The sequence below is a fragment of the Cellulomonas sp. P1_G12_2 genome, from assembly GCF_056405535.1.
In genome coordinates, this window is sequence record NZ_JBFUBX010000003.1 from 204,995 (window position 1) to 216,158 (window position 11,164).

Below are 11,164 nucleotides of genomic sequence, written 5' to 3' on the forward strand. Positions count from 1 at the left end.
AGGTCATGACCACCCAGGTGCACGATGCGGCGCCGTGGCCGGCCGTGCACCTGGGTCTGCCCCGGGCGCGGTCCGGGACGGCGGGGCTCTCCTCGATCGAGCTGGACCACGCGGCCAAGATGGCGGCGGTCAGGTCGGGCGCGGTCGGCTCGGTCCACTCCTGGGAGCTGGTCACGGCGGTGGACGGGCCGGGCACGCGCCTGACCGTCTTCCTGGCCGGCTGCCCGCTGCAGTGCCTGTACTGCCACAACCCCGACACCATGCAGATGCGTCGCGGCACGGACGTGACGGCCGACGAGATCCTCGCGCGGGTCGCCCGCTACCGCCCGGTGTTCAAGGCGACGGGTGGCGGGCTGACGATCTCGGGCGGTGAGCCCCTGATGCAGCCGGCGTTCCTGGCCAGATTGCTGCGCGGTGCCAAGGCGATGGACGTGCACACCACGGTCGACACGTCCGGGTTCCTGGGCAGCCAGTGCACGGACGCGATGCTCGAGGACATCGACCTGGTGCTCCTCGACATCAAGTCCGGCCTGCCGGACACGTACCGCAAGGCGACCGGGCGCGCGCTGCAGCCCACGCTGGACTTCGGTGCGCGGCTGCGGGCCGCGGGCAAGCGCACCTGGGTGCGGTTCGTGCTCGTCCCCGGGCTGACCGACGCCCCGGAGAACGTCGAGGCCGTGGCCGACCACGTCGTGAAGCTCGGCTCCGTCGTCGAGCGCGTCGAGGTGCTGCCCTTCCACCAGATGGGCCGCGACAAGTGGGACGAGCTGGGGATGCGCTATGAGCTGGCCGAGACGCAGCCCCCGGCCCCGGAGCTCGTCGAGCGCGTGCGCGCGACGTTCCGGGACCGAGGGCTGAGCGTCTACTAGGCGGGCACGTTCGCGACGCCGTCGGGGAGGATCCGCCGGCCCAGGACGCGCTCGGAGTAGCCGGTGCGGTCCAGGTACGGCGTGAGCCCACCGAGGTGGAAGCCCCAGCCGGCACCCAGGATCATGCAGAGGTCGATCTGCTGCGGGGTGGCGACGACGCCCTCCTCCAGCATGTGCCCGACCTCGACGGTGAGGGCGGTGAGGACGCTGTCCAGCACGCCCGCCTCGTCGAGCGGGGTGCCGGTCGTCTCGCGCGAGCTGTCGAAGACCGCCTGGATGGCGGGGTCGACCGGCTTCGGCAGCCCCTTGGCCCTCGCCGGCAGCACGACCGTGGTGCCCTCGGCGACGAGCTTCTCGAGGCCGGGGGAGCGGGGGAACCGGTCGCCCAGCTCCTCGCGCAGCGAGGTCAGGACGTGCAGGCCGACGGCCGGTCCGACCAGGTCGAACAGCTCGAACGGCGGCATGGGCAGGCCGAGCGGCCGCAGCGCGCGGTCCGCGACCTCGACCGGCGTGCCCTTCTCGACGGCGTCGACGATCACGCCGAGCAGCAGGACCAGCAGCCGGTTGACGACGAAGCCGGGACGGTCCGCCACGAGGACGGCCGTCTTGCGCAGCTTGGCCGCCACCGCGAACCCGGTGGCGAGCGCCTCGAGCGACGTGTGCTCGGCCTGCACGACCTCCACCAGCGGCATCGCGGCCACGGGGTTGAAGAAGTGCAGCCCGACGACGCGCTCGGGGTGCTGCAGGTCGGCCGCCATCGCGGAGACGGACAGCGCCGAGGTGTTCGTCGCCAGGATGGTCGTCGGGGAGATGACGGTCTCCAGCTCGGCGAACACCCGCTTCTTCAGGTCGAGGATCTCGGTGACGGCCTCGATGACGAGGTCGCACGACGCGAACTCGGCGAGGTCGGTCGTGCCCTGGATCGAGCCGAGCAGCCTGCTGGCGGCCGACTCGCTCATCCGACCGGTCGACGTGAGGCGGTCCACGGACGACCTCACGGCGGCCAGGCCCTTGTCGACCCGCTCCTGGTCCAGGTCCCGCATGACGACCGGGACGCCGAGGCGCTGCGCGAACAGCATCGCGATCTGCGCGGCCATGAGCCCGGCACCGACGATGCCGACGCGGGTGACCGGCTGCGCGAGCGAGCGGTCGGGGGCGCCGACGGGCTTCTTGCCACCGGACACGAGCCCGAACGCGTACACCGACGCGCGCATCTCGTCGCTCATGATCAGGTCGGCGAGCGCCTCGTCCTCGGCAACGAACGCCTCCTCGCGGGTGGCCGTGCGGGCGGCAGCCACGAGGTCGAGCGCCCGGTACGGGGCCGGACGCGAGCGGTTGATGACCGCGTCGAGGCGCTGGCGGGCGGCCGCGACGACGCTGTCCCACACCTCGGCGGAGTCGAGCTCGCGACGCTCGACGACGACCTCGCCGGTCACCACGCGGGCGGCCCAGCGGATGGACTCCTCGAGGAAGTCCGCCGGGTCCAGCACGACGTCCATCAGACCGAGCGTCGTCGCCTCGACCGCAGCGAACGGCTTGTTGGCCGCAGGCCGGGTGAGGATGACGTCGAGCGCCTTCTCCACCCCGATCAGCCGGGGCACGATGTACGCGCCGCCCCAGCCGGGCACCAGGCCCAGGCCGGTCTCGGGCAGCGCGAGGGCGCGGACGTCGGACGCCACCGTGCGGTAGTCGCAGTTGAGCGCCAGCTCCATGCCGCCGCCCAGGGCGACACCGTTGACGAACGCGAAGGTGGGCACGCCCATGGTGTGCAGCAGCTCGTACGCGCGGTGCCCGTTCTGGCCGAGCTGCAGCGCGCCCTCGCGGCCGGGCACGGAGCCGATCTGGGTGAGGTCAGCGCCGGCTGCCAGGTAGTACGGCTTCCCGGTGACGGCGACGGCGACGATCTCGCCCGCCGCGGCACGCGCCTGCTGAGCCGTGAGGGTCTCCGTCAGCTCGGCCATGCCGAGCGGGCCGAGAGTCGTCGGCTTGGTGTGGTCGAGGCCGTTGTCGATGGTGACGAGCGCCAGCGTGCCGGCGCCGCCGGGCAGCGCGACGTCGCGGGCGAGCGCGTGGGAGACGCGCTCGGGGCGCGCGGTGGTCTCGGTGCTCACTTGGTGGCCCCCTCGAGTGCGTCGTAGTCGGCGTGGTGCGGGTTCTCCCAGATGACGGTGCCGCCCTGGCCCAGGCCGACGCACATCGTGGTCAGGCCGTAGCGGACGTCCGGGTTCTCCTCGAACTGGCGGGCCAGCTGGGTCATCAGGCGCACGCCCGACGACGCCAGCGGGTGGCCGACCGCGATCGCGCCGCCGTACTGGTTGACGCGGGGGTCGTCGTCGGCGATGCCGAACGCGTCGAGGAACGAGAGCACCTGCACGGCGAAGGCCTCGTTGATCTCGAACAGGCCGATGTCCTCGATGGACAGGCCGGCACGGTCGAGGGCCTTGACGGTGGCCGGCACCGGGCCGATACCCATGATCTCGGGCTCGACCCCGGCGTACGCGAAGGACACCATCCGCATGCGCGTGGGCAGACCCAGCTCGGCGGCGGTCTCCTCGGCGGCGAGCAGGCAGGACGCGGCGCCGTCGGTGAGGGGTGCGGCGGTCCCGGCGGTGACCCGGCCACCCGCGCGGAACGGCGTGGGCAGCGTCAGGATCGCCTCGACCGTGGTGCCCGGGCGCGGCGGCTCGTCGGCGGTGGCCAGGCCCCAGCCGTTCTCCGGGTCGCGCAGCGCGACGGGGACCAGGTCGGGGTCGATCTTGCCGGCGGCGAGCGCCGCGGCGTACTTGTCCTGGCTGGCGACGCCGAACGCGTCGGCCCGCTCGCGCGTCAGGGCCGGGAACTTGTCGTGCAGGTTCTCGGCGGTGACGCCCATGTTCAGGGCGTCGTTGGCGACCAGCCGCTCCGACAGGAACCGCGGGTTCGGGTCCGCGTCGAAGCCCATCGGGTGGTGGCCCATGTGCTCGACGCCGCCGGCCAGGGCGACGTCCTGCGCACCGAACCCGATGGCCGCCGCGGTGTTGGTCACCGCGGTCATCGCGCCGGCGCACATGCGGTCGATCGCGTAGCCGGGGACGGACCGGGGGAGCCCGGCCAGCACGCCGACGGTGCGACCGAGCGTCAGGCCCTGGTCGCCCTGCTGGGTGGTCGCGGCGATGGCGACCTCGTCGATGCGCTCGGGCGGGAGCTGCGGGTGGCGCCGGAGCAGCTCGCGGACGGTCTTGACCGAGAGGTCGTCGGCGCGGGTGTGGGCGTACAGACCGTCCTTGCGCGCGCGGCCGAACGGGGTGCGGACCCCGTCGACGAACACGACGCGGCGGACGAGGGCTGCGGGTCGCGGAGATGTGGTGGGCATCGAGCCTCCAGGGCGGGACGGCGGTGTCCGACGAGCACGCGAGAGCGGGCCCGTGACGGCCGACGCTACCCGGGTGTCCCGGGCGTGGCCAGCCATAAGTTACTGAAGAGTAACAGGGACGTTAGTCCTGGGGGAGGGTCGCGAACGCCTCGGCCAGCAGGTCCGCGACGAGGCCGATCTGCCACGGCCGCGCACCGCCCGCCTGCAGGAATCCGGCGATCGAGTCAGCATCGAGACGCGCGGGAGGCGTCCAGCACAGCCGGCGCAGCAGGTCGGGCTGGAGCAGGTTCTCCGCCGGCACCTCGTGGGTCGTCGAGAGCTTCGCGACCACGTCACGAGCGGCGACCAGGCGTGCGGCCGCCTGGGGGTCCTTCTCGGCCCAGGCTCGGGGCGGCGGCGGCGCGTCGCTCTTCGGACCGCGCACCGACGGGAGGTCTGCCTCGGGAGTCGCGAGGCCGCGATCGATGGCCTGCTGCCACAGGACCGCGCGTCGGCGGGTGCCCTTGCCCGCGAACGCCGGGAGCGCCGTGAGTGCGGCGACAGAGCCGGGCAGCGCCTGCGCCGCCGCGACGATCGCGTGGTCGGGCAGGACCCGGCCGGGAGAGATGTCGCGGGTGCGGGCGTTCTGGTCGCGCGTGAGCCACAGCTCACGGACGACGGCGAGCCTGCGGGCGTCGCGGATGGCGTGGAGGCCCGAGACCCGCCGCCACGGCTCGACCCGGGGCGCCGGCAGGGGCGCGGTGCGGACGGCCTCGAACTCCTGGGCAGCCCACTCGGCCTTGCCCGCCACGGCCAGGCGCTCGGCCAGCACCTCGCGGAGCTCGACGAGTACCTCGACGTCGAGCGCGGCATAGCGCAGCCACTCGGCCGGCAGCGGCCGGGTGGACCAGTCGACCGCCGAGTGCTCCTTGGCCAGGCCCAGGCCGAGGGCGTCCGCCACGACCGCGGCCAGCCCGACCCGGTCGAGTCCGAGCAGGCGGGCCCCGAGCTCGGTGTCGAACACGCGGCTCGGTCGCAGGCCCTGCTCAGCGAGACCAGGAAGGTCCTGCGAGGCGGCGTGCAGGACCCACTCGACACCCACCAGGGCGTCCGAGAGCGAGGATAGGTCGGGCACCGCGATCGGGTCGATCAGGGCGGTGCCGGCGCCTTCGCGCCGGAGCTGGACCAGGTAGGTGCGCTGACCGTAGCGGTAGCCCGACGCACGTTCCGCGTCCACAGCCACGGGCCCTGTACCGGCCCCGAACGCGGCGACGACGGCCGCCAGGGCCTCGGGCGTCTCGACGACGGGCGGGATGCCCTCGGCGGGCTCGGTGAGCATGACGATCTCGGGACCGGGTTCCACCGTGGGGGAGTCGTCAGGGTTCTCCGGAGGCTCGGATGCCCCAGCAGGGGCGCCGGGGATCGCCTCAGGTCGCATGGGGTCAACGGTAAGCGACGACGGGGACGCATCTGCGCAGGCCGCGCGGGCGGCGCGTACGACCGCGGGTGCGGCATCCGTACACGCGCAGGTCAGGACAGCACGCCGCCGCGGATGGAGATGGCGACCAGCTCGGCGCGGTCACCCGTGCCCAGCTTGCGGGAGATGCGGGCCAGGTGGCTCTTCACGGTGAGTGCCGAGAGGCCGAGGTCCTCGCCGATGAGGCGGTTGGTGCGGCCGTCCGCGACGAGCTTGAGCACGCTGACCTCACGGGCGGTCAGGTCGGGCAGCGGCGGGGGCGGCGCCGTGACGGCCGCTGAACGCGGCAGGCTCGGCGCCGTGGCACCGGCGACGACCCCGCGCAGGCCGCCCTGCAGCAGGATGCCCAGCTCGGGACGGCTGGCGCGGCGGGTGAGCACCACGACCCGCGGAGCTCCTCGGCGGCGGAGGTTGCGCACGAGGGGTGCGGCGTCGCCGTCGGCCACCTCGGTGACCACGACGCACATCTGCTGGGTGGAGGTGGGCGGCACCGTGCGGGAACCGGGCACGCCGGGCCGCAGCTCCGGACGTCGCACCGGGGCCAGGTCGCGTCGGAGAGGCTCGATGGTCACAGGCGAGTCATCGGCACCATGACCTGGCGACTTGAGCCGGTTGCGTTGCGCGTGCCCCCCCGGGCTCGTGTTCAGCGCCTCGGCCCGAAGGCGACGACGCCGTCGGGCAGGGGTTCGAGGCCGGCCGCGGTGCACAGGAGGGTGCCCCAGGCCTGCAGGTGTGGGCCGAGATCCTCGTCGGCGGCGGTCCACGAGGCGCGGATCTCCAGCTCGGTCTGCTCGGACCGGCGCTCCAGTGCGCCGAAGCTCTGTGACAGCACCCGAGTCACCGTGCCTCCGGCGGCGTGCGCGTCGAGACCGGACTCCTCGAGCGCGTCCGTGAACCAGGTCCACGCCACCTCGGCGAGCATCGGGTCGGCGCCGACCTCGGCCTCGAGCGTCGCCCGCACCAGCGTGACGAGGCGGAAGTGCCCGTCCCACGCCTCCTGGCCGGCGGGGTCGTACAGGACCACGAAACGCCCCGACGCCAGCTCGGAGGCGGCGACGGACCGGCGAGCGGTGCGCACCTCGGCGGTGAGTGCCGCGGAGAAGGGCGCGATGCGCGCCGGGCCGGGCACCTCGTCGAGGATCACCTCGGGGCGGACGGTCACCCGGCGCAACGAACGCAGCGCGCTGACGAACTCGACGGGGACGTCCTCCGGACCAGCGGGTGTCACGTGGTGGAGCGTACGGGCGACGTGACCCGAACGGGTGTCCGGCACGCCGCCGCCGTCGGGCGGCCGTCTCGGTGTCCGGCATGCCGATCCCGACCCGGGCATGCCGGACTAGGCTGGCTCGCGCACCCAGCACCCCCGGACGTCGCCGCACCCGACCTGCGCCTGCACGTGCCCCGCACCTGCTCGCCGCCGTCGCGGACGCGGCCCGTGCCGGCCGTCGATCGAAGGAGCACGCCCCGCATGGTCGCCTCAGGAACCGCCACCGGAACCGCGCAGATCGGCGTCACCGGGTTGGCGGTGATGGGCCGCAACCTGGCCCGGAACTTCGCGCGCAACGGCTACACGGTGGCGATCCACAACCGCTCGTACGCGAAGACCGCCTCGCTGGTGGCGGACCACGGCGACGAGGGCGCGTTCGTGCCGTCCGAGTCGGTCGAGGACTTCGTCGCGTCGCTGGCCCGGCCGCGCAAGGTCGTCGTGATGGTCAAGGCCGGCGGCCCCACGGACGCGGTCATCGACGAGCTCGTGCCGTTCCTGGAGGAGGGCGACATCGTCGTCGACGCCGGCAACGCGCACTTCCCGGACACGATCCGCCGCGAGGCCGCGCTGCGCGAGAAGGGCCTGCACTTCGTCGGGTCCGGCGTCTCGGGCGGCGAGGAGGGCGCGCTGCTCGGCCCGTCGATCATGCCTGGGGGCACCAAGGAGTCGTACGAGTCGCTCGGCCCGATCCTGGAGAAGATCTCCGCCAAGGTCGACGGCGTGCCGTGCTGCACCTACGTCGGTCCGGACGGCGCCGGGCACTTCGTGAAGATGGTGCACAACGGCATCGAGTACGCCGACATGCAGCTGATCGCCGAGGCCTACGACCTCCTGCGCCAGGGGCTGGGTGCCTCGGCCGCGGAGATCGGGCAGATCTTCGCCGAGTGGAACACCGGGGACCTGGAGTCGTTCCTGATCGAGATCACCGCGGACGTCCTGCAGCACGTGGACGCCGAGACGGGGTCGGCGTTCGTCGACATCGTGCTCGACCAGGCGGAGCAGAAGGGCACCGGCCGCTGGACGGTGCAGAACGGTCTGGACCTGGGGGTGCCGATCACCGGGATCGCCGAGGCCACGTTCGCCCGCGCGCTGTCCGGCTCCGTGCCGCAGCGCTCCGCCGCGGTCGGGGTCCTGCAGGCGCACACGACCGCGTGGGACGTCACCGACCGGGACGCGTTCATCGAGGACGTCCGCCTGGCCCTGTACGCCTCCAAGGTCGTCGCGTACTCGCAGGGGTTCGACCAGATCGCCGCAGCGAGCGCCGAGTTCGGCTGGGACATCGACCGCGGGGCCATGGCCCGGATCTGGCGCGGCGGCTGCATCATCCGCGCCCGGTTCCTCAACCGGATCACCGAGGCGTACGAGCGCGACGAGAACCTGCCGCTGCTGCTGGCGGACGAGTACTTCACCGGCGCGGTCGGCAACGGCGTGGCCGCCTGGCGCCGCATCGTGGCGGGTGCCGCACTGCACGGGGTGCCGACGCCGGCGTTCTCGTCCTCGCTGTCCTACTACGACGGGGTGCGCGCGCAGCGGCTGCCCGCGGCGCTGATCCAGGCGCAGCGCGACTTCTTCGGCGCGCACACCTACAAGCGCACCGACAAGGACGGCACGTTCCACACCGAGTGGTCCGGCGACCGTACCGAGCAGACCGCGTGAGCGGGGCGCCGCTGCAGCCCGTCATCCTCGGCGCCGACATCGGCGTGTACGCCCTGGCTCGGTCGTTCCACGAGGCCTACGGCGTCACGTCGGTGGTCGTGGCCGGCGCGGCGCTCGGGCCGGTCGCGCACTCGCGCATCGTCCGGCACGAGATCGTCGCCGACGGTCACGACCCGCGCCAGCTGGTGGACCGGCTCGTCGAGGTGGCGAAGGCCATGCCCGACAGCAGGCTGCTGCTCATGGCCAACTCGGACTGGCTGGTCCGGGTGGTCGTCCAGCACCGCGCGCTGCTCGAGCAGTACTACGTGGTCCCGTTCCTGTCCGAGCACCTGCTCGACCGGATCTCCGACAAGGCCACGTTCGCGGAGATCTGCGACGACCTCGGCATCTCGGTGCCGCGGACGATCGTGCAGGACTTCGGCTCGGAGCCCTGGGAAGCCGTCCCCGTCGACCTGGAGTACCCGCTGATCGCGAAGGCGGCCAGCAGCGCGGACTACCAGGATGTCGAGTTCGAGGGCAAGAAGAAGGTCTTCGAGATCGCCACGGCCGACGAGCTCACGTGGCTCTGGGGTGCGCTGCGCGGTGCGGGCTTCCGCGGCCGGTTCGTCGTGCAGGAGCTGGTGCCCGGCGACGACACGCAGATGCGCTCGATCACCGCGTACGTGGACACCCACGGCGAGATCACCCTGCTGTGCTCGGCGCACGTGCTGCTCGAGGAGCACACGCCGTCCGGCCTGGGCAATCCCGCGGCCATGATCACGTCCCGCGACGACGCGATGCTCGACCAGGCGCGCACGTTCCTGACATCCACCGGGTACCGCGGGTTCGCCAACTTCGACGTCAAGGTGGATCCGCGCACGGGAGCGTTCCGGTTCTTCGAGGTCAACCCGCGGATCGGCCGGAACAACTACTACGTGACCGCTGCGGGGGCCAATCCGATGCGGTTCGTGGTCGAGGACGCGGTCGAGGGGCGCTCGGTGCCTCCGGTGGTGGTCGACAAGGAGATCCTCTACTCGGTCGTCCCGAACCGGCTCCTGCTGCGCTACGTGCGCGATCCCGAGCTGGCGGCACGGGTGCGCCGACTGATCGCGGCGAAGGCGGTCGCCCGGCCGCTGCAGTACCGCGGGGACCTGTCGCCGCGCCGGCGCCTCTACGTGTGGATGGCGCTGGTCAACCAGGTCCGCAAGTTCCGCCGGTACTACCCGGAGCTCACCTCGACCGGGTTCTGAGCACGTGCGAGAGGCCGGCACCCCGCGGGGTGCCGGCCTCTTGGTGCGTCGTGGGTCAGCCGAGCTCGCTGGTGCCGGCGTACAGGTGCAGCACGGGGACCTGGAGCTCCTCACGCGCGCGGGACGCCCAGTCGCGGTGGAACGTGTCCTCGACGGCGTGCGGGTAGGTCACGACCGCGACCTCGACCACGTCACCGTCCGCGACAGCGGCCTTGAGGGCGGGCAGCGGGTCGTCGTCGACCACGGAGCCGGTCGCCTCCCGGCCGGCGGCGGTGAACGCCGCGATGCTCCCGGCCAGCTGCTCGTCCGCGGTCGCCTTGGCCTCGTGGCGGGACGGCTCCTTGCCGAGCGCGCGGTTCCAAGCCTCCTTGAGCTCGCCGAGGCTGAGGTTGTCGATGATGGTCGAGACGAGCGGCCGGTTCGTGTCCGCCGGGACGAGGACGCGGTACGCGTACGTCTCGCCCTCGTGCAGGGCGAGCAGCTGCTCGACGTCGGCGCTGGCCAGGGTGTCCTCCGTGAGGACGATGATCGTGTCGGTCACGCGCCGAGCCTAGCCACCTGCCAGCGACCCAGCAGCACGCCGTCCGCGTGCAGCAGGTGCTGGAGGGTCAGCGCGCGTGCCGGCTCGAACCACGTGGGCAGGTGCGTCACGCGTCCCGCCGGGCCACCGACCAGCTGCGGGCTCCAGGTGAGGCAGAGCTCGTCGACGAGGTCCGCGTCCACCAGCTGGGCCAGGAGCGTCGGGCCGCCCTCGGCCAGGATGTTCGTCAGCCCGCGCCGGCTCAGGGCGGCGACGACGGCGCGCGGGTCGACGGCGCCGGGCACACCACCGTCCGCGACGATCACCCGGTCGGCCCCGATCCGCGTGCGCAGGTCGTCCAGCGACGGTGCCGAACCGGTGGTGAGCACGAGCGGGGGCCGGTCGGTGTCGAGCAGCGAGTCGGGGAGCTCGCCGCTGGCCGTGACGATCGCGAGCTCGAGGGCGTCCGGCCGGCCGAGCGCGGCGCGGGCGGCCCGCAGCTCCGGGGGCACGTCCAGCGGCGGGTAGCGCTCCGCACGGGCGGTGCCCGCACCGACCAGGACGACGTCCGCCAGAGCGCGCAGCACCCGGAACACGCGGAAGTCGGCGGGGCCGTTGATCGAGCCGCTGACGCGGTCGGCACCGGTGGCCGCGCCGTCGACGGTGCTCACCATGTTGGCGCGGACGTGCACCCCGGTGGTCGCTCCGTCCGCGAACATGGCGACCAGCTCGGCCTCGTCGCTGCGCGGCGCCAGGTGGCGCACGGGGGCGTCGAGCGGCAGCAGGACGTCGAGCGCGGGGAGGTCGGCCACGTT

Annotated in this window: 10 protein-coding genes; 3 read left to right on the plus strand and 7 right to left on the minus strand. The window is 73.1% G+C overall.

Going from position 1 to position 11,164, the window contains the following annotated elements; genetic code table 11:
- Positions 1-5: 5 nt before the first annotated feature.
- Complete coding sequence (pflA, locus tag AC1DXT_RS13480; RefSeq protein WP_477061816.1) at positions 6-869, plus strand: pyruvate formate-lyase-activating protein; 864 nt, start codon at positions 6-8, stop codon at positions 867-869.
- On the opposite strand, the gene AC1DXT_RS13485 is transcribed toward pflA, so the two are convergent.
- The 5 genes from AC1DXT_RS13485 to AC1DXT_RS13505 form a co-directional block, all read right to left on the minus strand.
- On the minus strand, positions 866-2,980 hold the full coding sequence (locus AC1DXT_RS13485) for a 3-hydroxyacyl-CoA dehydrogenase NAD-binding domain-containing protein (RefSeq protein ID WP_477061817.1): 2,115 nt from the start codon (positions 2,978-2,980) through the stop codon (positions 866-868). The genes pflA and AC1DXT_RS13485 overlap by 4 nt on opposite strands.
- Positions 2,977-4,221 carry a thiolase family protein gene (locus AC1DXT_RS13490; RefSeq protein WP_477061818.1) on the minus strand — a complete coding sequence of 415 codons (1,245 nt, stop codon included), beginning with the start codon at positions 4,219-4,221 and terminating at the stop codon, positions 2,977-2,979. The genes AC1DXT_RS13485 and AC1DXT_RS13490 overlap by 4 nt, the downstream gene beginning before the upstream one ends.
- 121 nt (positions 4,222-4,342) lie before the next feature.
- Positions 4,343-5,638 (minus strand): HRDC domain-containing protein, encoded by a 1,296-nt coding sequence (locus AC1DXT_RS13495; RefSeq protein ID WP_477061819.1) that lies wholly within the window; start codon positions 5,636-5,638, stop codon positions 4,343-4,345.
- A 92-nt stretch (positions 5,639-5,730) separates the two neighbouring features.
- A complete protein-coding gene (locus AC1DXT_RS13500; protein ID WP_477061820.1) occupies positions 5,731-6,249 on the minus strand; it encodes a helix-turn-helix transcriptional regulator in 519 nt (172 codons plus the stop codon).
- Positions 6,250-6,320: 71 nt separating this feature from the next.
- Positions 6,321-6,905 (minus strand): DUF3000 domain-containing protein, encoded by a 585-nt coding sequence (locus tag AC1DXT_RS13505; RefSeq protein WP_056092118.1) that lies wholly within the window; start codon positions 6,903-6,905, stop codon positions 6,321-6,323.
- A gap of 240 nt (positions 6,906-7,145) precedes the next feature.
- On the opposite strand from AC1DXT_RS13505, the gene gndA reads away from it, so the two are divergent.
- On the plus strand, positions 7,146-8,600 hold the full coding sequence (gndA, locus tag AC1DXT_RS13510) for an NADP-dependent phosphogluconate dehydrogenase (RefSeq protein WP_477061821.1): 1,455 nt from the start codon (positions 7,146-7,148) through the stop codon (positions 8,598-8,600).
- Positions 8,597-9,829 carry a carboxylate--amine ligase gene (locus AC1DXT_RS13515; RefSeq protein ID WP_477061822.1) on the plus strand — a complete coding sequence of 411 codons (1,233 nt, stop codon included), beginning with the start codon at positions 8,597-8,599 and terminating at the stop codon, positions 9,827-9,829. Before gndA ends, AC1DXT_RS13515 begins: the two co-directional genes overlap by 4 nt.
- A 55-nt stretch (positions 9,830-9,884) precedes the next feature.
- On the opposite strand, the gene AC1DXT_RS13520 is transcribed toward AC1DXT_RS13515, so the two are convergent.
- Together AC1DXT_RS13520 and AC1DXT_RS13525 are read right to left on the minus strand one after the other, a co-directional pair.
- Positions 9,885-10,370 carry a hypothetical protein gene (locus AC1DXT_RS13520; RefSeq protein WP_477061823.1) on the minus strand — a complete coding sequence of 162 codons (486 nt, stop codon included), beginning with the start codon at positions 10,368-10,370 and terminating at the stop codon, positions 9,885-9,887.
- The gene (locus tag AC1DXT_RS13525) at positions 10,367-11,161 is read right to left on the minus strand and encodes a dihydrofolate reductase family protein (protein ID WP_477061824.1); all 795 of its coding nucleotides are present in this window, start codon (positions 11,159-11,161) and stop codon (positions 10,367-10,369) included. The genes AC1DXT_RS13520 and AC1DXT_RS13525 overlap by 4 nt, the downstream gene beginning before the upstream one ends.
- Positions 11,162-11,164 lie beyond the last annotated feature (3 nt).

Coding starts and splice junctions, on each gene's coding strand:
- pflA (WP_477061816.1), top strand. CDS start 6: ATGACCACCCAGGTGCACGATGCGGCGCCGTGGCCGGCCGTGCACCTG.
- AC1DXT_RS13490 (WP_477061818.1), bottom strand. CDS start 4,221: ATGCCCACCACATCTCCGCGACCCGCAGCCCTCGTCCGCCGCGTCGTG.
- AC1DXT_RS13495 (WP_477061819.1), bottom strand. CDS start 5,638: ATGCGACCTGAGGCGATCCCCGGCGCCCCTGCTGGGGCATCCGAGCCT.
- gndA (WP_477061821.1), top strand. CDS start 7,146: ATGGTCGCCTCAGGAACCGCCACCGGAACCGCGCAGATCGGCGTCACC.